The sequence below is a fragment of the Erythrobacter sp. 3-20A1M genome (assembly GCF_018636735.1).
GTDB lineage: Bacteria > Pseudomonadota > Alphaproteobacteria > Sphingomonadales > Sphingomonadaceae > Alteriqipengyuania.
Genome location: NZ_CP045200.1, coordinates 2,983,912 through 3,003,547, shown reverse-complemented (window position 1 = coordinate 3,003,547; position 19,636 = coordinate 2,983,912). Strand labels below are relative to the sequence as shown.

Annotated in this window: 18 protein-coding genes; 14 read left to right on the top strand and 4 right to left on the bottom strand. The window is 65.6% G+C overall.

Translation table 11 applies throughout. The annotated features are described in order from the left end of the window. The first annotated feature begins 133 nt into the window (after nt 1–133). A complete protein-coding gene (locus F7D01_RS14510) occupies nt 134–610 on the top strand; it encodes an Hsp20 family protein (protein ID WP_215228147.1) in 477 nt (158 codons plus the stop codon). Between the two features lie 373 nt (nt 611–983). On the opposite strand, the gene F7D01_RS14505 is transcribed toward F7D01_RS14510, so the two are convergent. The 3 genes from F7D01_RS14505 to tpiA all read right to left on the bottom strand — a co-directional run bounded on the left by F7D01_RS14505 (nt 984) and on the right by tpiA (nt 3,960). Then, nucleotides 984–2,618 carry a CTP synthase gene (locus F7D01_RS14505; protein ID WP_215228146.1) on the bottom strand — a complete coding sequence of 545 codons (1,635 nt, stop codon included), beginning with the start codon at nt 2,616–2,618 and terminating at the stop codon, nt 984–986. An 88-nt stretch (nt 2,619–2,706) separates the two neighbouring features. Further along, the gene (gene secG, locus F7D01_RS14500) at nt 2,707–3,090 is read right to left on the bottom strand and encodes a preprotein translocase subunit SecG (RefSeq protein ID WP_215228145.1); all 384 of its coding nucleotides are present in this window, start codon (nt 3,088–3,090) and stop codon (nt 2,707–2,709) included. Between the two features lie 111 nt (nt 3,091–3,201). Next, nucleotides 3,202–3,960, bottom strand: coding sequence for a triose-phosphate isomerase (tpiA, locus tag F7D01_RS14495; RefSeq protein WP_215228144.1), 759 nt, complete (start codon nt 3,958–3,960; stop codon nt 3,202–3,204). A 210-nt stretch (nt 3,961–4,170) separates the two neighbouring features. Here tpiA and F7D01_RS14490 point away from each other — a divergent pair, with 210 nt between their 5' ends. The 11 genes from F7D01_RS14490 (at nt 4,171) to lexA (ending at nt 14,619) form a co-directional block, all read left to right on the top strand. Beyond that, nucleotides 4,171–6,108 carry a SurA N-terminal domain-containing protein gene (locus F7D01_RS14490; RefSeq protein ID WP_215228143.1) on the top strand — a complete coding sequence of 646 codons (1,938 nt, stop codon included), beginning with the start codon at nt 4,171–4,173 and terminating at the stop codon, nt 6,106–6,108. Nucleotides 6,109–6,162: 54 nt separating this feature from the next. Further along, nucleotides 6,163–7,632 (top strand): anthranilate synthase component I, encoded by a 1,470-nt coding sequence (gene trpE, locus F7D01_RS14485; RefSeq protein WP_215229844.1) that lies wholly within the window; start codon nt 6,163–6,165, stop codon nt 7,630–7,632. After that, nucleotides 7,629–8,474, top strand: coding sequence for a phosphodiester glycosidase family protein (locus F7D01_RS14480; protein ID WP_215228142.1), 846 nt, complete (start codon nt 7,629–7,631; stop codon nt 8,472–8,474). The genes trpE and F7D01_RS14480 overlap by 4 nt, the downstream gene beginning before the upstream one ends. Nucleotides 8,475–8,478: 4 nt before the next feature. After that, nucleotides 8,479–9,441, top strand: coding sequence for a prolyl aminopeptidase (pip, locus tag F7D01_RS14475; RefSeq protein ID WP_215228141.1), 963 nt, complete (start codon nt 8,479–8,481; stop codon nt 9,439–9,441). Beyond that, nucleotides 9,438–10,049: an aminodeoxychorismate/anthranilate synthase component II gene (locus tag F7D01_RS14470; protein ID WP_215228140.1), complete on the top strand. Its 612-nt coding sequence runs from the start codon at nt 9,438–9,440 to the stop codon at nt 10,047–10,049. The genes pip and F7D01_RS14470 overlap by 4 nt, the downstream gene beginning before the upstream one ends. After that, on the top strand, nt 10,046–11,038 hold the full coding sequence (gene trpD / locus F7D01_RS14465; RefSeq protein ID WP_215228139.1) for an anthranilate phosphoribosyltransferase: 993 nt from the start codon (nt 10,046–10,048) through the stop codon (nt 11,036–11,038). Before F7D01_RS14470 ends, trpD begins: the two co-directional genes overlap by 4 nt. A 1-nt stretch (nt 11,039) precedes the next feature. Next, nucleotides 11,040–11,825, top strand: a complete 786-nt coding sequence (gene trpC / locus F7D01_RS14460) for an indole-3-glycerol phosphate synthase TrpC (RefSeq protein ID WP_215228138.1) — start codon at nt 11,040–11,042, stop codon at nt 11,823–11,825. A gap of 171 nt (nt 11,826–11,996) precedes the next feature. Next, the gene (locus F7D01_RS14455) at nt 11,997–12,185 is read left to right on the top strand and encodes a hypothetical protein (RefSeq protein WP_215228137.1); all 189 of its coding nucleotides are present in this window, start codon (nt 11,997–11,999) and stop codon (nt 12,183–12,185) included. A 7-nt stretch (nt 12,186–12,192) separates the two neighbouring features. Continuing rightward, nucleotides 12,193–12,666 carry a cyclic pyranopterin monophosphate synthase MoaC gene (gene moaC / locus F7D01_RS14450; RefSeq protein ID WP_215228136.1) on the top strand — a complete coding sequence of 158 codons (474 nt, stop codon included), beginning with the start codon at nt 12,193–12,195 and terminating at the stop codon, nt 12,664–12,666. Further along, nucleotides 12,663–13,850 (top strand): molybdopterin molybdotransferase MoeA, encoded by a 1,188-nt coding sequence (locus tag F7D01_RS14445; protein WP_215228135.1) that lies wholly within the window; start codon nt 12,663–12,665, stop codon nt 13,848–13,850. Before moaC ends, F7D01_RS14445 begins: the two co-directional genes overlap by 4 nt. Before the next feature lie 82 nt (nt 13,851–13,932). Then, entirely contained in the window at nt 13,933–14,619 is a 687-nt protein-coding gene (gene lexA, locus F7D01_RS14440) for a transcriptional repressor LexA (RefSeq protein WP_215228134.1), read from the top strand. Between the two features lie 43 nt (nt 14,620–14,662). Here lexA and F7D01_RS14435 read toward each other — a convergent pair whose 3' ends face one another. Continuing rightward, nucleotides 14,663–16,849, bottom strand: a complete 2,187-nt coding sequence (locus F7D01_RS14435; protein WP_215228133.1) for a ComEC/Rec2 family competence protein — start codon at nt 16,847–16,849, stop codon at nt 14,663–14,665. A gap of 28 nt (nt 16,850–16,877) precedes the next feature. Here F7D01_RS14435 and gltX point away from each other — a divergent pair, with 28 nt between their 5' ends. Both gltX and F7D01_RS14425 read left to right on the top strand, forming a co-directional pair. Further along, complete coding sequence (gene gltX / locus F7D01_RS14430) at nt 16,878–18,314, top strand: glutamate--tRNA ligase (protein WP_215228132.1); 1,437 nt, start codon at nt 16,878–16,880, stop codon at nt 18,312–18,314. 21 nt (nt 18,315–18,335) lie between these two features. Next, nucleotides 18,336–19,631, top strand: coding sequence for a citrate synthase (locus F7D01_RS14425; protein WP_215228131.1), 1,296 nt, complete (start codon nt 18,336–18,338; stop codon nt 19,629–19,631). Nucleotides 19,632–19,636: the final 5 nt, after the last annotated feature.

Below are 19,636 nucleotides of genomic sequence, written 5' to 3'. Positions count from 1 at the left end.
ACGGTGCTGTCGCGCTTCCTAATTTCAGCCCGGGAACCAGTGCCGTACCGGGCTGTGTTTCCATCAATGCCGGGCAGGTGCCGGACGTTCCGGGCCCGCCCATTAGACGATCGCTCTTTTGGAGGATTTAGACATGGCACGTATCGATTTCACCCCCTACCGCCGCAACACCGTTGGTTTCGACCGGTTGTTCGACTTGCTCGAAACCCAGGTTCGCCAGGGCGGCAATTCCGACAACTATCCCCCGTTCAACATCGAGAAGCGCAGCGAAGACGATTATCGCATCACGCTGGCCCTTGCGGGCTTTCGTCCCGGCGACATCGACATCACTGCGCAGCAGAACCTGCTGGTGGTCGCGGGCCGCAAGCGCGACGAAGAGAACGAGGGCGAAATGCTGCATGTCGGCATCGCCAATCGCGGGTTTGAACGCCGTTTCGAACTGGCCGATTTCGTGCGCGTCGATAGCGCCGACCTCGCCGACGGTCTCCTGACTATCGATCTGGTGCGCGAAGTGCCCGACGCGATGAAGCCGAAGAAGATCGCGGTGAACGGCCAGAAGCCTTTCGACGTCATTGACGGCTCGCGCGACAACGACGCCGACGCCGCCTGATCTTTCTTACCTGGCTTCGATGAAGTCACCGATGCGCCCGCTCCGTTACGACGGGGCGGGCGTTTGACTGTTCGATCAGTAAGAGATTTCGAGGAATTGGGGCGGCTCCCGAAAGAACCGCCCCGCGACCGAAGCCGCCCTGATCGGGCAAGAGTCGTCCGGGTCGCAGAAGACGATTCTTGCCCGGATCAAGCCTTTAAGTCGAAATTGCCGCCCGGGCCCGAAGGGCTCGCGTCTTTCATGACCGGAAATGACAAAAAGATAAAGGGCCCCTTGTGCAGAAACGTCTCTTTACTCGGCAACTGCGCCCAAAAGTTCTTTCAATTCAACTAGTCATATCCAAGAACTGAAATATTGTTGCGGGCGGTCTTGTTCAGACAAGACGCGACTGGCGCAGCGCGGCCGCGATAAATCCCGCGAACAGCGGATGGGGATCGAACGGTTTCGATTTCAGCTCCGGGTGGAACTGCACACCCACGAACCACGGGTGGTCGGGCCGTTCCACGATTTCGGGCAGCAGTCCGTCGGGCGACATGCCCGAAAACACCAGCCCGCCCTTCTCCAATGCATCGCGATAATGGGCGTTCACTTCGTAACGGTGCCGGTGCCGTTCGGAGATGCTCTGCGCACCGCCATAGATGGCGCTGACATGGCTGTTCCCGTCCAGCTTCGCCTCATAGGCTCCCAGCCGCATCGTGCCGCCCAGGTCGCCACCCGCCTCGCGGGTCTGCAGGCCATCCTCGCTCATCCATTCGGTGATGATGCCGACCACCGGCTCGTCGGTCGCGCCGAATTCGGTCGAGGAAGCGGTAGGCAATCCGGCATCCCGGACGCCTTCGATACAGGCCATCTGCATGCCCAGACAGATGCCGAAGAACGGCACCTTGCGCTGCCGGGCGAAACGAACCGAGGCGATCTTTCCTTCGCTGCCCCGCTCGCCGAACCCGCCGGGCACCAGAATCGCGTGCAAGGGTTCGAGCTTGGCCGCGAGTTCCTCGTCGTCGCCTTCGAACAGCTCGGCATCGATCCAGCGGATATTGACCTTCGTCCGATTGGCGAGCCCGCCATGAACGAGCGCCTCGTTCAGCGACTTGTAGGCATCGGGCAGGCCGACATACTTGCCGACTACACCGACCGTCACCTCGCCTTCCGGGTTGAAATAGCGGTCGGTGACGTCTTCCCAAGCCGACAGGTCGGGATCGCGCGCGTCGGTGATCCCGAAGCCGCGCAGCACCTCTGCATCCAGCCCCTCGCGATGGTATTGCAGCGGCACCGAGTAGATGGAAGGCGCGTCGAGGGCGGGAATGACCGCCTCCGCCCGGACGTTGCAGAACTGCGCGATCTTGCGCCGCTCGCTTTCCGGGAGCGGGTGCTCGCACCGGCATAGCAGGATATCGGGCTTGATGCCGAGACTGGCGAGTTCGCGGACCGAATGCTGCGTCGGCTTGGTCTTCAGTTCGCCGGCGGCGGAAATATAGGGCACCAGCGTGACGTGGACCGATAGCGTCTGCATCGGCTCCAGCTCGTTACGCAGCTGGCGTATCGCCTCCATGAACGGCAGCGATTCGATGTCGCCCACCGTGCCGCCGATTTCGCACAGGATGAAATCGTGGTCGCCCTGATCAGCGAGCGCAAATTCCTTGATAGCGTCGGTGACGTGCGGGATCACCTGCACCGTTGCGCCGAGATAATCGCCGCGCCGCTCGCGCGCGATGATGTCCTGATAAACCCGGCCGGAGGTGATATTGTCGCTCTGCCGCGCGGATACGCCGGTGAAGCGCTCGTAATGGCCGAGGTCGAGATCGGTCTCCGCCCCGTCGTCGGTCACGTAGACCTCGCCGTGCTGATAGGGGCTCATGGTGCCCGGATCGACGTTCAGATAGGGGTCGAACTTGCGGATGCGGACCTTGTAGCCGCGCGCCTGCAGCAACGCGCCGAGCGATGCCGCCATGAGACCTTTGCCGAGCGAGGAAACCACGCCGCCGGTGATGAAAATATACCGCGCCATGGGAGTTGGGCCTTAAGCCCCGCAGTGGATTCGTGGCAAGCGCGAAGGCGCCCGCTCAGCCGGAAATCCACATCAGCGGGAGGAAATATCAGTTGGTGGCGTCGCCCAGCGGGTCGTTCGAAGCGGGCGTGCTCTGGTCTGCCGGAGCCGCCGGAGCGCCTGCACCGGCCGACGGGGCCAGCGGATCGCTGCCGCGCACCGGCACGTTGCGGTCGAGGGTCGATTCGATCTCGTCGCCACCGCTCGTCTTCACCGCCACCGCCGCCAGGGCGATCGACAGGACCACGAACGCGATCGCCAGGGTACGCGTGGTTCGCGTCAAGAAATCAGCCGCGCCGCGCGCGCTCATCATGCCACCAGGCGAACCCCCGACACCCAGGCCTCCCCCTTCGGAGCGTTGCATCAGGATGACGCCGACGAGAGCCGCGGCGACGATCGCCTGAACCACGGTGAGGAAGATGAAAAGCGACATGTAAATTCTGCCCGGTATCTGGAACGGGATGGGATATGCGCGCGATCTAGGCGCACGCACGGATGATGACAAGGTCGCTCGCCCCGCGCGCGGGTCCGAGCTCGGGCGGGCTTATTCGCCTTCGGTCGCCGCCAGGGCGATGTTCATGAAGCTGTCCGCCGTCAGGCTGGCCCCGCCGACCAGCGCGCCGCCCACTTCCGGCACGGCCAGAATCTCGCGCGCATTGTCCGGTTTCACCGATCCGCCATACAGAATCCGGATCGCCGCACCGGCCTCTTCGCCGAAACGCTCGATCAGGAATTGGCGGATGGAGGCGTGCATGGCCCCGATCTCCTCCATGGTCGGGGTTCGACCGGTGCCGATGGCCCAGACCGGTTCGTAGGCGATGGTCAGCCGCTCGCCCGGATTGTCGATCTCGTCGGGCAGCGAATTCTCGAGCTGGTGCAGGACATGGCCTTCCGCCCCGCCCGCGTCGCGTACGGAGTCGGTTTCACCGCAGCACAGGATCACTTCCAACCCGGCGCCCTGCGCCGCGACCAGCTTCTCGCGCACGATGGCGTCCTGCTCGCTATGCTCGGCACGGCGTTCGCTGTGGCCGAGGATAACGAACTTGGCCCCCGCATCGGCGAGCATGGTGGCGGACACGTCGCCGGTATGCGCTCCGTCGGGATCGCGATGGCAATCCTGCGCGCCCACGGCGATCTGCTCCGCCTCGCGATGCACGGCATGGATCAGCGTGAACGGCGGGGCCAGGGCCACTTCCACCTTCATGTGCCGTTGCGCCGCGCGGTCGATCGCGCGCGCTTCCGACAGCATCGCGCGGGTGCCGTTCATCTTCCAGTTGCCAACGATGTAGGGTCGTGTCGTCATATCTTCACTTGCTTTTCGGATGGCTGCGAGCGCCAGCGGCTACAGCGCAGGGTCCGCTAGCCGCCCGCGGCGGCGAGGTCAAAACCCTTATCCACCTGTTGCGGGGATGTCGCAGCCTCTCTAATAGGTCCCCCGCCCGACCGGAACGACTTTCATTCCCGTTCCTCGCCGGTTTCGTCATCGTCCGCCTAACGGAGCGTTACGCCCGCCATGATCCACGCCATCCGTCGCATGTTCCAGTCCAAGCTGGGCGTCGCCATCACGCTCGGCTTCCTAGCACTGATCGCTCTGGCCTTCGCCAGCGCCGATGTGTCGAGCACCGGCACGTTCGGCGGTGTAGCCGGGGGCGACCGGGTCGCGGTCGTGGGCGACCAGAAGATCGGGACCGCGGAGCTGAGCGGCGCGGCGCAGAGCAATCTGCAGCGTGCGCGGCAGGAGAACCCCAACCTCTCCATGCAGGCTTTCCTGGCGCAGAACGGCCTGGCCCAGACGCTGGACGTGCTGGTCGATCGCACCGCTCTGGCCGAGTTTGCGCGTAAGATCGGATTCACCGCAGGCGACAACCTCGTCAATAGCGAGATTCGCAAGATTCCCGCGTTCTCCGGCCCGGACGGCAATTTCGACGAGAGCGCCTATCGCGCGGCGATCGCGCAACAGGGGCTGACCGATCGCGAAGTGCGGGAAGATCTCAGCGCGGGTCTCCTCGCCCAGCAGGTACTGGTGCCGGCGAGCTTCGGCACGAAGATGCCGCAAGCGCTGACACAGCGCTATGGCGGGCTGTTCCGCGAGCGGCGCAAGGGTTCGCTCGGTATCCTGCTGAGCCAGGCCTATGCGCCGGACGGCGATCCGACCGACAAGCAGTTGCAGGCGTTCTACAATGGCCACCGGGACGATTACATCCGGCCCGAACGCCGGGTGATCCGCTACGCCACCTTCGGACCCGATGCGGTCAAGGCCGATATCGAGCCGACCGATCAGGAAATCGCGGCGCGTTACAAGGAAAACGCCGCCAACTACGCGCCGAGCGAAGAGCGCACGCTGTCGCAGCTGATCGTCCCCAGCCAAGCCGCGGCAAAGGCGATCGCCGACAAGGTCCGCAATGGCGGCTCGTTCGAGCAGGCGGCGCAGGACGCCGGGCTGGAGCTGACGCAGGTCGGCCCGATCACCCGCCGCGACTTCGCCGGCCGGGCCTCGCCCGCCGTCGCGCAAGCCGTGTTCGAGGCCGATCGTGGCTCCGTCGCACCGCCAACGCGCAGCAATCTCGGCTGGTACGTGGTGCGGATCGATTCCGTGGAGCAGAAGGGCGGGCGCTCGCTGGCCCAGATGCGCGACCAGATCGCGGATGCGATCCGCGCGGAGAAGAAGCGGGCGGCACTGGGCGACCTTGCGGCGAGCATCGAGGACCGCTTCTCCGATGGCGAGTCTCTCGCCGACGTTGCCAAGTCCCTCGGCGCGCAGGTTCAGGCGACCAGGCCGATCACCGGGTCAGGGCAGGTCTATGGCGCTGCCCCCAACGAAACCGCGCCCGAAGTCCTTGCGCCAGCGCTCCAGACCGCGTTCCAGATGCAGGAAGGTCAGCCGCAACTCGCCGAAGTCCGTCCGGGCGAGGAATTCCTGCTGTTCGAAGCGGGTGCGATCACGCCCTCGGCAAGCGCACCGCTGAAGGAAATTCGCGACGACGTGGTAGCCGATTGGCGCATGGCCGAAGGAGCCGCGGGTGCCAGGAAGGCGTCGGAGCGCGTGCTTGCCCGCATGAAGAAGGGGCAATCGCTGCAACAGGCGATGGCGGCCGAGAACAAGCGTCTGCCGCCGCCGGAAAATCTCAACGTCACGCGCGAGGAACTGCTGCGCAACCAGCAGGGCGTCATTCCGCCGCTGGCCCTGTTCTTCAGCATGGCACAGAACACCACGAAGCGCCTCGCTGCCCCGCGCGACGGGGGTTGGTTCATCGTCGATCTCGACTCGATCGAGCCCGGCAAGTTCTCGCAGGACGACCCCCTCTTCGCCCAAGTGAAGAGAGAGCTCGGCTCCACGCTGGGGCAGGAATACGCCCAGCAGCTGCGCACCGCGATCCGCAAGGATGTGGGCGTGAAGCGTAACGAGGATGCGATCGCGGCCGTCCGCAAGCAGCTCGCTGGCGAGAGCTGAGGCCGCTTGCCGTCTGCCGACCGTCTCGAAAATGCCGATGCGGCGCGCCGCGCGATGGCGGGTGGAGAACCCGCCCTCGTGTGGCGGCGCGTCGTCGCGGACACCGAAACGCCGGTAGGGGCGGCGCTCAAGCTGATCGAGCCCGAACGCGGCGACTTCCTTCTCGAATCGGTCGAAGGCGGCGAGGTCCGGGGGCGCTACAGCCTGCTGGGTCTCGATCCTGATCTGCTGTTTCGCGCCGATGCAACCGGTGCCGAGATCAATCGGGAATGGCGGCACGATCGCGCGGCCTTCACTCCGTGCGAGGCCGATGCGGCGGATGCCCTTCGCAACCTGGTGGCGGAGTGCCGATTGCCGGTGCCGCCGGGCCTGCCGCCCGCCCTTGCCTTCCTGGTCGGCTATTTCGCCTATGAAACCATCGCCCGGATCGAGCGGTTGCCCCGCGCCCCGACGAGCGAGCTCGAGCTGCCCGACATGGTCTTCGCGCGCCCGACGCTGCTGCTCGTATTCGATTCGCTGAGCGACGCGCTTTACCTGATTGCGCCGCTCTGGGCCGATGGGGGTGATCCCGATGCTCGGCTGGCGGCGGCCGGCGAACGGATCGACGAGGCCGAGCGGCGACTGGCGGGGCCGGTTCCACAGTCGGATGCTGCCGCCGACCTGCCTGAGGCTGCGCTTACGCCGCGCCTGGCGAACGACGACTATGGGACGATGGTAGAACGGGCGAAGGACTATATCGTCGCGGGCGACATCTTCCAGGTGGTGCTAGCGCAGCGGTTTACCTGCCCCTTCCCGCTTCCCCCCATCGCGCTTTATCGCGCGCTGCGCCGGGTCAACCCGTCGCCGTTCCTGTATTTCCTCGATCTGCCCGGTTTCGCGGTAGTGGGATCGAGTCCGGAAATCCTGGTTCGCCTGCGGGACGGCGAGGTCACCATCCGACCGATCGCCGGTACGCGTCCGCGCGGCGCAACCCCTGCTGCCGACAAGGCCGCGGAAGACGGCCTGCTGGCCGATCCCAAGGAGCGCGCCGAGCACCTGATGCTGCTCGACCTCGGCCGCAACGATGTCGGCCGCGTGGCGGATCGGGGGAGTGTCGAAGTCACCGACAGCTTCGGCATAGAGCGCTACAGCCACGTCATGCACATCGTCAGCAACGTCGTCGGCAGGCTTGCGCCCGGCAAGGACGCGCTCGACGCGCTGTTCGCCGGCTTCCCGGCGGGGACCGTCAGCGGCGCTCCGAAGGTCCGCGCGTGCGAGATCATCGCCGAGCTGGAGCCCGAGACGCGCGGACCCTACGCCGGCGGTGTGGGATATTTCGCGCCCGATGGCAGCTTCGATTCCTGCATTGTCCTGCGCACCGCGGTGGTGAAGGACGGGACGATGCATGTGCAGGCGGGTGCGGGCATCGTCGCCGACAGCGATCCCGCCTACGAACAGCGCGAATGCGAGGCGAAGGCCGGCGCACTTCTCGCCGCCGCGCGCGAGGCGATCCGCATCGCCGCCGAGCCGGGGTACGGGCAATGAGGGGGCCTGAAATCCTGTTGCTCGCTGCACTCGCGCTGACGGCTTGTGACCGGCAGCCCGAGGGTAAGCCGGTGCTGCGCACCGAGATCGGGAGCGGCAAAGCACTGCCGGTCGGGGGCGAGGCGTCCGGGGCGGCCGCTTCGGCGTCGCCCACTCCGGCCGCGATCCCCGGCGATCCGTGCACCCGTAGCGAATTCGAAGGGGTCGCGATTACCGAGTGCATCGCCGATCCGGCGAAGCACGTCATCCTCGCCGCGCTGGGCCAGCCTCCCTATCGCGGCTTCGCGAAGCTCAAGGCCGCCATGGGCGATGAAGCGGCCAAGGTCGCCTTCGCGGTCAATGCCGGGATGTTCGACGGCGAGGGCAAGCCGATCGGCTATTTCGTGCGCAACGGCGACCGTCGTCAGGAACTCAACCGCGCTGACGGGTCGGGCAATTTCCATATGAAGCCCAACGGCGTGTTCTACGGTGCCAAGGGCAAGTGGCATGTGCGCACCAGTGCGGACTTCTACACCAACGTTACCGATCGCCCCGATTTCGGCACGCAGAGCGGGCCGATGCTGGTGATCGCCGGCAAGCTGCATCCCGAATTTTCCGAAGACGGCCCTTCGCGCAATATCCGCAACGGGGTGGGTGTCGACGCGCAAGGCCGCGCGCATTTCGCGATTTCGGAAGGGCCGATCAGCTTCGGCAGCTTCGCCCGCTATTTCCGCGATGTGGCGAAAACGCCCGATGCGCTCTATCTCGACGGTAACGTCTCGTCCCTGTGGGACCCGGTGGCGAAGCGGATGGACGCGCGCGCACCGATCGGGCCGATGCTGGTCGTCGAGCGAAAGGATTGAACGCATGATCGAATACGCGCGCACCCTCTACCCCCCGATCGAACCCTATGACAGCGGCATGCTCGACGTCGGTGACGGCCACTCGCTCCATTACGAGCGCGTCGGCACCCGCGGGGCGAAGCCCGCTGTGTTCCTCCACGGCGGCCCGGGCGGCGGCTTCGGCCCCGACCACCGGCGGCAGTGGAATCCCGATCTCTACGACGTGTTGCTGTTCGATCAGCGCGGTTGCGGCAAGTCCACGCCCTTCGCCGAACTGGCGCATAACGACACCTGGACGATCGTCGCCGATATCGAGCGGCTGCGCGAAATGTGCGGGCATGAGAAATGGCAGGCGTTCGGGGGCAGCTGGGGCTCCACTCTCGCGCTCGCCTATGCCCAGAAGCATCCCGAGCGCGTCAGCGAGCTGGTACTGCGCGGCGTGTTCCTGGCGCGGCAGAAGGAGCTCGACTGGCTCTACCGCTATGGCGCGAGCGAAATCATGGCCGAGGCGTGGGACGATTTCGTCTCCGTCATCCCCGAGAATGAGCGCGGCGAGCTGATCGAGGCCTATTACCGCCGCCTGTCGGGCGACGACGAGGATGCGAAGCAGGAGGCCGCCCGTGCCTGGTCGATCTGGGAGGGACAGGTCGCGACGCTGCTGCCCAAGCCCGCGCTGATCGAGGACTATGCCGATTCGGCCAAGGCGGTACCGATGGCGCGCATCTCCGCTCATTTCTTCCGCGAGGGGTTCTGGCTGAAGGATAACCAGCTCCTGCGCGACGTGCACAAGCTGCGCGGAATTCCCGGCATCATCGTGCAGGGCCGCCACGACATCTGCACCCCGCCCACCTCCGCCTGGGCGCTCAAGCAAGCTTGGCCCGAAGCGGACCTTCGCATCGTCCACGATGCGGGCCATTCCGCGAGCGAAGCGGGCATTATCGACGGATTGGTACGAGCGACGGACGAGCTGGCGGGCAAGACGGCGTGATCCTCGTCATCGACAATTACGACAGCTTCACTTTCAACCTGGTCCATTACCTGATGGAACTCGGGGCCGAGGTACGGGTGGAGCGCAACGACGCGCTGTCCGCGCGCGAGGCGCTGGCGACAGGGGCGAAGGGCGTGCTGATCTCTCCCGGCCCCTGCACCCCGAACGAGGCAGGGGTGAGCCTCGATCTGGTCGCGGCCTGCGCGGATGCGGCGATGCCTCTGCTCGGCGTATGCCTCGGCCATCAGGCGATCGGGCAGCACTTCGGCGGGCGCGTGGTGCGCGGCGGGTTGATGCATGGCAAGACCAGTCCGGTCGACCATGCCGGGACGGGCGTGTTCGCCGATCTCCCCTCCCCCTTCACCGCGACGCGCTATCATTCGCTGGTGGTGGAAGACATTCCGGATGTGCTGCGGGTCAACGCGACCAGCGAGACGCCGGGGCTCGACGGCACCAGTGTCATGGGTTTTTGCCACGCCGAGTTGCCGATCCACGGCGTCCAATTCCATCCCGAAAGCATCGCGACCGAACACGGCCACGCCCTGCTCGCAAATTTCCTCCACCTTTGCAGGATCGAGACCGTGAACCCGGCGGGCAAGGCCGCATGACCAAGCTTCCCGGCGCAGAGCCCCACCTGACCGAAGCGGAGGCGGAGCAGGTCTTCGGCGCGATCCTCGACGGAGAGCCATCGGAGGAAGAGATCGCCCGCTTCCTCACCGACCTCTCCGATCGCGGCGAAACGGCGGACGAAATCGCGGGTGCGGCGCTCGCGCTGCGCGCCCGCCTGATCCCGATCGATGCTCCGGAAGGGGCGATCGACGTGTGCGGGACCGGCGGCGACGGACACCACACGCTTAACGTCTCAACCGCGGTCAGCCTGGTCGTCGCGGCCTGCGGCGTGCCGGTGGCCAAGCACGGCAATCGCGCGGCGAGCAGCAAGTCGGGTGCGGCGGATACGCTGGAGGCGCTTGGCCTCGACATGGAGGCGGCCGGACGCACCGCCGAAAAGACCCTGGCCGAGATCGGCATCTGCTTCCTCTTCGCGAAGAACCACCACCCGGCGATGGCGCGCATCCAGCCCATCCGGCAGCGGCTCGGCCGGCGCACGATATTCAACCTGATGGGGCCGCTGTCGAACCCCGCGCGCGTCACGCGCCAGCTGATCGGCATCGCCCGGCCCGCCTATGTTCCGATCTATGCCGGGGCCAAGGCACGGCTCGGCAGCGACTGGACCATGATCGTCAGCGGCGACGAGGGGCTCGACGAACTGAGCCTGGCGGGCGGCAACGAGGTGGCGATCGTGCGTGGCAACGATTACGAGATGAGCCGCGTCGATGCCGCGCAGGCCGATCTGCCCCATGCCCCGATCGAGGCGATCCGCGGCGGCGATGCGGTCCACAACGCGAAGGCGTTGAAGTCTCTGCTGGCAGGCGCGCCCGGCCCCTATCGCGACGCGGTCTGCTTGAACGCCGCCGGTGCGCTGCTCGTCGCCGGGGCAACGTCGGACTGGCGCGCAGGCGCGACCCGCGCTGCTGAGGCGCTCGACAGCGGCGACGCCGAGGCGCTGCTCGACCGCTGGATCGCGATGGCGGCCTGAGATGAACAAACTGATCGAGATATGCGACGCAAAGCGTGACGAAGTCGCACGGCGGAAGGGTGAAACTTCGCCCGACCAGCTGCGCGAAAAGATCGCCGTGCAGTCAGCACCGCGCGGGTTCGAACTAGCGCTGCGGGAAAAGTCCACGACCGGCTTCGGCCTCATCGCGGAAATCAAGAAAGCTTCGCCCTCTAAAGGTCTGATCCGACCGGACTTTCGCCCCGCCGATCATGCCCGCGCCTACGCGGCTGCAGGCGCGGCGTGCCTTTCCGTATTGACCGACGAACCTTATTTCCAGGGCCACGCGGATTTTCTCGTCGAGGCTCGCGCGGCTTGCGACCTGCCCGTGCTGCGCAAGGATTTCATGGTCGATCCGTGGCAATGCATGGAGGCCCGTGCAATGGGGGCCGACGCGATCCTGATCATCGTCGCGGCCCTGTCCGACGGGCAGATGACCGAGATCGAGACTGCGGCCACCGAACTGGGAATGGACGTGCTGGTCGAGGTTCACGACGAAGATGAACTAGCCCGCGCGCAGCTGCTGAAAAGTCGCCTGATCGGGATCAACAACCGAGACCTTCGCACCTTCGAGACCGATCTTGCGGTTACCGAACGCCTCGCCGCCCTGGCACCCGAAGGTGCCCTGATCGTCGGGGAGAGCGGGATAACCACCCACGCCGATTGCCAGCGCTTGGCCGATGCCGGGGTACGATGCTTCCTGGTCGGGGAAAGCCTGATGCGGCAGGACGATGTAGAGGCGGCTACGCGCACATTGCTGCATGGCTGAGCGCGCAAGCTGTCCTACTGTGGCCTCATGGGGCTAGATCGCCGTCATGACCGCCCGTTCGATCCTGTCCGCACCGCGTCCGAATTGCACATCCTGCGGAAGATTTTCCGAGCCCAGGACTGTGTTCCAAGTGTTCCATCCTGTAGGACTTGCCGGATCCGGAGAGACACTATGAAGTTACTCGGTACGCTCGTCGGCCTGCTGATGATGGCCATGGGGACGGTGTGGATCCTTCAGGGTCAGGGCATCGCCTTTCTTGGCAGCTTCATGGCCTACGATCGCCAGTGGACAATGTGGGGCGCGGTCCTGCTGCTGGCCGGTCTGGCAATCGCCATCTGGTCGAACAGGCGGAGGCGTTAGGAGGCCGATGGCCGAACTCACCCATCTCGACGAGCATGGCCACGCGCGTATGGTCGATGTCGGTGGCAAGTCCGCCACCGCGCGGGTCGCGGTCGCCACCGGTCGCATCCGCATGTCCCCCGAAGCGCTGGCGGCCGTTCGCAACGGCGATGCGCCCAAGGGCGACGTTCTCGCCGCCGCCCGGATTGCCGGGATCATGGCGGCGAAGCGGACCGGTGAGCTGATCCCGCTATGCCATCCGCTCGCGCTCGACGCGGTGAGCGTGGCGTTCGCGTTCGAGGACGATGCGATCCGGGTGGACGCGACCGCCTCGCTGACGGGCAAGACCGGCGTGGAGATGGAGGCGATGACCGCGGTTTCCGTCGCGCTGCTGACGATCTACGACATGGCCAAGGCGATCGACAAGGCAATGGTGATAGAGGGCGTACGCCTGCTCTCGAAGAGCGGGGGAAAGTCGGGCGAGTGGCGCGCGCCGGAATGAACACTCCGCCGATCCCATTGGAAGAAGCGCAGTCCCGCCTGCTCGAGCTGGTGAAGCCGCTCGGGACGGAAACGCTCGGCGTCGATGACGCGCTGGGGCGCTATCTGGCGAAACCGCTGGCCGCGCGCCGGACTCAACCTTCCGCGGACCTATCTGCCATGGATGGCTACGCCGTCGCCGGAAACGGTCCATGGCGGATCGTCGGCGAAAGCCGGTGCGGCGCGCCGTTCGACGGCTCGCTAACCGGGAACCAGGCCATACGAATATCGACCGGCGCGATCATGCCGCGCAGTGCCAATGCCGTGCTGTTGCAGGAAGACGCAACCCGCGACGGCGATGCCCTGTCGGCCAACGACCGACCCGATGCGCGCCATATCCGCCGGCGCGGGTTCGACTTCACTGAAGGCGACACGCTGCTGCACGCCGGGTCGCGCATCGGTGCCGCCGCGATCGCCCTCGCACGCTCCGGCGGTCACGCGGCGCTGGAAGTCGGAATGAAGCCGAGGATCGCGCTGCTCGAAGGCGGCGACGAACTGGCGCGCAACCCCTCGCAATGCACAGAGCACCAGATACCTGCCAGCAATGCCGCCATGCTGCGCGCCATGGCATCGCACGTTCCCTGCTCGGTCGCGGTCGAGGATCCGATCCCCGACCGCATCGATGCTTTGGTCGAAGCTTTCGAAAGCCATTCCGATGCCGACCTGCTGGTGGTTTCGGGCGGTGCCTCGGTGGGCGACCACGACCTGGTGCGCCCCGCGCTGGAGCGAGCCGGGGCGCAGATCGCCTTCTGGCGCGTCGCTATGAAGCCGGGAAAGCCCCTGATGGTGGCGCAGCGCGATCGTCAGCTGGTGCTCGGCCTGCCAGGCAACCCCGTCTCCAGCTTCGTCACCGGCCTCCACTTCATGTTGCCAGCCTTGCGCAAGCTGGCCGGTGCGGCGCATCCGGTTGCCAAGCCGCTATTGCTGCCCCTCGCGGAAGAACTCGCCGGTGGCGGCCCGCGGCGCGAGTTCCTCCGGGCACGATGGGATGGCGAGGCGCTTCTTCCGCTCGGTCAACAGGATAGCAGCGCGCTGGAGGCACTGGCCGACGCCGACGCACTGATCGACCGCCCGATCGACGGCGAACGTGTGCGCGCCGGATCGGTGGTGCCCGCCTATTGGATCGGAAATGGCGCTTTTGCTTGACGGCGCTCCATCTGTTTCCTAATTGTTCCACATTCGTTCGCCGGTAGGCGGATGATTGGAACAACGATGCAGGAGCCTGTCCATGCTCACCGCCAAGCAGCACGAGCTGATCCGTTTCATCCAGCAGCGGCTGGAGAAGACCGGGATTTCCCCGTCGTTCGAGGAGATGAAGGAAGCCCTTGACCTCAAGAGCAAGTCGGGCGTGCATCGCCTGATCTCCGCCTTGGAGGAGCGCGGCTTCATCCGCCGCCTGCCCAATCGCGCGCGGGCGCTGGAAATTCTCAAGCAGCCCGAGGATGCCGTGGGCGGTGGTACCCCGCAGGCGGCGAACGATGTGGTCACTTCGGCGAAGGCCGCTTCCGCCAAGGCACCCGAACCTGCTAACGACGTCATCGAGATTCCGCTGCACGGGCGCATCGCGGCAGGTGCGCCGATCGAGGCACTGGAAGATTACCAGAGCCTGCCGGTCCCGGCGGCGCTGCTCGGCCCCGGCGATCACTACGCGCTTGAGGTATCGGGCGATTCGATGATCGAGGCGGGTATTTTCGACGGGGATTACGCGTTGATCCGCCGGACCGACACGGCCCGCGATGGAGAGATCGTGGTTGCACTGGTCGACAACGAGGAAGCGACGCTGAAGTATCTCCACAAGGACAGCGGTCGCATTCGTCTCGATCCCGCGAATTCCGCATATCAATCGCAGGTCTACGATTCGGCTCAGGTGCAGGTCCAGGGTCGGCTCGCGGGGCTCCTGCGGCGCTATCACTGAGGGTTTCCGGTCGAGCGTGCGTCTACGCGGTACGCGCTCGGGATCAGTTGTCTCGCGGCGCGCGCCACCAGCCATGTTCGCCCTGCCCGTCGGCCACCGTAGCCACGCGGCGGTCGTCGAGATAGAGCGCCAGACCCCCGCTACGGCTGAGAAAGCGCTGATCGGCCAGTAACCAGCGGGGGCGGCAGGTATAGGGCAGGTAGCGGTCGGCCACGACGATATCGGCTCTCTCGCATGCGGCGGCCAGCGCTCTTTCGGACACCAGATCGCGACTGCGCGCCATGAGGATGCTCCAGTGCCGGTCCCCTCGGTCGAGCTCGACGGTGCAGAAATCGCGGCTGCATCGCGCCAGGGCCGAATGGTCGATGCCGACCGTCTCCGCTCCCCTGCCGCCGAGTTCCACAATCGTGTCCCGCGCATAGCCGGAGCGCCCCTCGCGCAGCATGACGAGCCTGCCCTCCTCGTCCGCGATGCCCACATTGCGGCCATCCCGCCCGATCAGGATATCGGGCGCAGGCGTCATCACAAGAAGACCGAGCGCCAGGGTCACGGGCAGGAGGCCAAGCAATCTGCCGCGACCGCTCCACAAGGCGAGCCACAAGCCGCCCAGCACGAACAGCGCGATCGTGAGACCGCTCATTTGCGGGGCAAGCTTGACCGCACCCGGCTGCGAAGCGGCAAAATGCGCGATCGCCAGCAGCAGGTCGAGCGACCAGCCCGCTAGCCACCACGCCGGCCCGCCCAGGCCCACGATGTCCAGCGCGAGCGCGAGCGCGATCAAGGGCATGCTGACGAAAGTGGTCAGCGGTATGGCGAGAACATTGGCGAACGCCCCGTAAAGTCCGGCCCGATGGAAATGGAACAGCACGATCGGCATCAGCGCGATCTCGATGACGAAACCCGTCAGCAGCAGCATGGCGAGGTGCCGCAGGAACCGCCTCGCCATGCCCTCGTCGCGCGGTGCGAGGAAGCGCCGGACCGGCCCTGCATTGTGAAGCCCCACGATCGCGATGACGGCCGAGAAGCTCATCTGGAAACTCGGCCCGACCAGCGCCTCCGGCCATGCCAACATGACCACACTCGCGGCGACCGCGACCATGCGCAGGCTCAGCGGTTCGCGCCCCAGCGCCAGCGCCAGTAGTACCAGCACTGCTCCGACGCAGCTGCGCACCGTGGGCACCTCGGCCCCGGTCAGCAGGGTGTAACCGATCCCGGCCAAGGCACCCACGGCGGCAGCCATCACAGGGAGACGCACGCGCAAGACGAGCCACGGCCACAAGGCCAAGATGCGCAATGCGAGGAAATAGGCAGCAGCTATCACCGCGCTCACATGCAGACCGCTGATCGAGAGCAGGTGCGTCAACCCGGCATCGCGCATGGCGCTCTCGTCCCGCTCGGCGATCGCTCCGCGATCACCGCTCGCGAAGGCCGCTGCGATCGCTCCTTCCGATCCGCCCAACTGCCCCCTCACATGCTGCGAAAGATGCCGCTGCGCGCGGCTGAACGGATCGGCCTCGATTTGGCCCACCGATAAGGTCTCGATCTCCCCTATCGCCGAGCCCGTCGCAGCAAGCCCTTCGAACCAGGCCGTTCGCGCGAAATCGTAGGCTCCGGGCACGAGCGGTGGGGCAGGCGGCATGAGGCGCGAGCGAAGGCGAACGATATCTCCCTCGTCCGGCGGCGCATTGTCGGCGAGCAGCGGCACGTTCACCCGGACCTTGCGAGCGTGACCGTCCTGAGCGTCGCGATATGCCAGGGTAAGACGGCTTCGATCGCGGGCAGGCTGGTCTTCACGTTCCAGCACCCTGCCCTGTAAGGTCACCACCCGCGGGTAGGCGAGAGGCTCGGCGCCCACCGTCGCGGAACGCGCCCAGACCAGGCCGATACCGAATGCAAAGACCAGCGCGGCGATCATTACCGCCCGTCCGAGATACTCGCGCGTTTCGTTACGCGAAATCGCCCACCCCCACAGCGCCAGCAGCAGAGCCGCTGCAATGGCCGCGCCCCATTCCCACCGGCTGTGAAGCGCAAACCAGCTCGCGATCCCACCGGCCAGAACGACGGCCAGCCACGGTGCACGATCGAAACCAGCATTGCCCAGGGCCGAATCGAGTCTCGTGGCGATGCTGGACAAGTGCACGCGCGAATGCCAAGGCACGTGCTGCGCTGCAGCATCCCCCGGGCCGGGGCCCGCCCCCATCGGCACATTCGGTACGTTGCTGCTGGCCATTACGTGATTTGAAAGGAAGGCTCGCCCCATGGCAAGCGACAGCAGCGCCTCAGCGAGCCCGGTGGTGACGCGGTTCGCCCCCTCACCGACCGGCTATCTGCATCTGGGCGGTGCCCGTACCGCGCTGTTCAACTGGCTGTTCGCCCGCCATCATGGCGGCAAGGCGTTGTTGCGGATCGAGGATACCGACCGCGCCCGATCCACCCCGGACGCGATCGAGAAGATCCTCGACGGGCTGGAGTGGCTCGGGCTCGATTACGACGAAGCGCCGGTGTTTCAGTCGGAGCGCGCCGAGCGCCATGCGCAGGTGGCGAACCAGCTTCTCGCTGCAGGGCACGCCTATAAATGCTTCGCGACGCCCGAGGAGCTGGAGGCGATGCGCGCCGAGCAGCGCGCCAACAAGCAGCCCTTGCGCTATGACGGGCGCTGGCGGGACCGTGAGCCGGGCCCCGAGCAAGACGGCATGCCCTACACCATCCGCATCAAGACGCCGGTCGACGGAGAGACGGTGATCGAGGACGCGGTGCAGGGCACGGTCCGCGTCGCCAACAGCGAGATCGACGACTACATCATCCTGCGCGGCGACGGCACGCCGACCTATATGCTGGCCGTGGTCGTCGACGACGCCGATATGGGCTGCACGCACATCATCCGCGGCGACGATCACCTGAACAACGCGTTCCGCCAGCTGCCGATCATCCGCGCCATGCAGGAGATGGGAGAGGACTGGCGCGAGCCGGTCTATGCGCATGTACCCCTGATCCATGGCAGCGACGGTGCCAAGCTGTCGAAGCGGCACGGGGCCGTCGGGGTCGAGGCGTACCGCGACGAGCTGGGCGTGCTGCCCGAAGCTTTGTTCAACTACCTCCTGCGGCTCGGTTGGGGCCACGGCGATCGCGAGGAGATCACGCGGCAGGAAGCGATCGAGCTGTTCACGCTCGAGGGCGTTGGCCGGAGCCCCTCCCGCTTCGATCTCAAGAAACTCCAGAACCTCAACGGGCACTATATCCGCGAGGCGGACGATGCCCGCCTCGCGAAACTGGTGGCCAAACGGATCGGAACGGAAGCCGATGCGGAGCTGCTTCGGCAGGCGATGCCTTTCCTCAAACCGCGAGCGAAGGACGTGAACGAACTGGCCGCCTCGGCCGCGTTCCTTTTCACCTCCCGACCGCTCGAAATGACCGAGAAGGCGGAAGGGTTGCTCGACGCCGAAGCGCGCGCCCGCCTGAGCGAGGTGTCGCAGGCCCTGGCAGCGGAAAACGACTGGACATCCGAGGCGCTGGAGGCCACGACCAAATCGCTTGCTGAACGGCTGGAAATCGGCCTGGGCAAGTTGGCGCAACCCATGCGCGCCGCTCTCACCGGCACGACCGTTTCGCCCGGAATTTTCGATGTGCTCGTTCTGCTCGGCAAGGAAGAATCCCTTGCCCGGATCGACGCACAGGCCCGAGCGTTGAGCGAATAAACCAGACTAAGGAGGCCCAATATGGCGGACAAGACCGCAACACTGGAACTGGCAGGCGAAAATCATGACTTTCCCGTTCTGAAGGGGTCTTGCGGCCCCGACGTGGTCGATATCCGCAAGTTGTATGGCTCCACCGGCTGTTTCACCTTCGACCCGGGCTACAAGTCCACCGCGGCGTGCGAGAGCGCGCTGACCTTCATCGATGGTGAAGAGGGTGTGCTTCTTCATCGCGGCTATCCGATCGGCGAACTGGCCGAAGAATCCAGCTTCATGGAAACGGCATATCTCCTGCTGAATGGCGAGCTGCCGGTGCAGGACGAGCTGGACGATTTCACCTACACCATCACGCGCCATACGATGCTGCACGATCAGCTGCGCCAGTTCTATCAGGGTTTCCGGCGCGATGCGCACCCGATGGCGATCATGTGCGGCGTGGTGGGTGCGCTGTCGGCGTTCTATCACGACAGCACCGATATCTCCGACCCGGAGCATCGCAAGATAAGCTCGCATCGCCTGATCGCGAAGATGCCGACGATCGCTGCCTGGGCATACAAGTATTCGATCGGGCAGCCGTTCATGCAGCCCCAGAACGATTTGTCCTATACCGGCAATTTCATGCGCATGACCTTCGGCGTGCCGGCGGAGGAATACGAGCTGCACCCGGCGGTGGAAAAGGCGATGGACCGGATATTCATCCTCCACGCCGACCATGAACAGAACGCCTCGACCTCTACCGTCCGGCTCGCGGGCTCTTCGGGAGCCAATCCGTTCGCCTGTATCGCCGCGGGGATCGCCTGCCTGTGGGGTCCGGCGCATGGCGGTGCGAACGAGGCAGCGCTCAATATGCTGCACGAGATCGGCACGCCCGACAAAATCCCGCATTATATCGAGCGGGCCAAGGACAAGAACGATCCGTTCCGCTTGATGGGCTTCGGCCACCGGGTCTACAAGAACTACGATCCGCGCGCGACGGTGATGCAGAAGACCGTCCGCGAGGTTTTCGACGCGCTGAAGGTCGACGATCCGGTTTTCGAAACCGCATTGCAGCTCGAGGAAATCGCGCTGAACGACGACTATTTCCGCGAAAAGAAGCTGTTCCCGAACGTGGACTTCTATTCCGGGATCATCTTGTCGGCGATCGGTTTCCCGACCACCATGTTCACGGCGCTGTTCGCCCTCGCCCGTACCGTTGGCTGGGTCGCACAGTGGAACGAAATGATCTCCGATCCAGGCCAGGTCATCGGTCGCCCCCGTCAGCTCTATACCGGTCCGACGCAGCGTAAATACGTGCCGGTGGATCAGCGCAGCGGCGACTGATCGAG

Bases quoted from the DNA above. Each gene is read 5' to 3' on its own strand.
- F7D01_RS14480 (WP_215228142.1), top strand. From the start codon at position 7,629: ATGAGGGGGCCTGAAATCCTGTTGCTCGCTGCACTCGCGCTGACGGCT.
- pip (WP_215228141.1), top strand. From the start codon at position 8,479: ATGATCGAATACGCGCGCACCCTCTACCCCCCGATCGAACCCTATGAC.
- F7D01_RS14510 (WP_215228147.1), top strand. From the start codon at position 134: ATGGCACGTATCGATTTCACCCCCTACCGCCGCAACACCGTTGGTTTC.
- F7D01_RS14435 (WP_215228133.1), bottom strand. From the start codon at position 16,849: ATGGCCAGCAGCAACGTACCGAATGTGCCGATGGGGGCGGGCCCCGGC.
- lexA (WP_215228134.1), top strand. From the start codon at position 13,933: ATGCTCACCGCCAAGCAGCACGAGCTGATCCGTTTCATCCAGCAGCGG.
- tpiA (WP_215228144.1), bottom strand. From the start codon at position 3,960: ATGACGACACGACCCTACATCGTTGGCAACTGGAAGATGAACGGCACC.
- moaC (WP_215228136.1), top strand. From the start codon at position 12,193: ATGGCCGAACTCACCCATCTCGACGAGCATGGCCACGCGCGTATGGTC.
- trpE (WP_215229844.1), top strand. From the start codon at position 6,163: ATGGCGGGTGGAGAACCCGCCCTCGTGTGGCGGCGCGTCGTCGCGGAC.
- gltX (WP_215228132.1), top strand. From the start codon at position 16,878: ATGGCAAGCGACAGCAGCGCCTCAGCGAGCCCGGTGGTGACGCGGTTC.
- F7D01_RS14455 (WP_215228137.1), top strand. From the start codon at position 11,997: ATGAAGTTACTCGGTACGCTCGTCGGCCTGCTGATGATGGCCATGGGG.
- trpC (WP_215228138.1), top strand. From the start codon at position 11,040: ATGAACAAACTGATCGAGATATGCGACGCAAAGCGTGACGAAGTCGCA.
- F7D01_RS14425 (WP_215228131.1), top strand. From the start codon at position 18,336: ATGGCGGACAAGACCGCAACACTGGAACTGGCAGGCGAAAATCATGAC.
- secG (WP_215228145.1), bottom strand. From the start codon at position 3,090: ATGTCGCTTTTCATCTTCCTCACCGTGGTTCAGGCGATCGTCGCCGCG.
- F7D01_RS14490 (WP_215228143.1), top strand. From the start codon at position 4,171: ATGATCCACGCCATCCGTCGCATGTTCCAGTCCAAGCTGGGCGTCGCC.
- F7D01_RS14445 (WP_215228135.1), top strand. From the start codon at position 12,663: ATGAACACTCCGCCGATCCCATTGGAAGAAGCGCAGTCCCGCCTGCTC.
- F7D01_RS14505 (WP_215228146.1), bottom strand. From the start codon at position 2,618: ATGGCGCGGTATATTTTCATCACCGGCGGCGTGGTTTCCTCGCTCGGC.
- trpD (WP_215228139.1), top strand. From the start codon at position 10,046: ATGACCAAGCTTCCCGGCGCAGAGCCCCACCTGACCGAAGCGGAGGCG.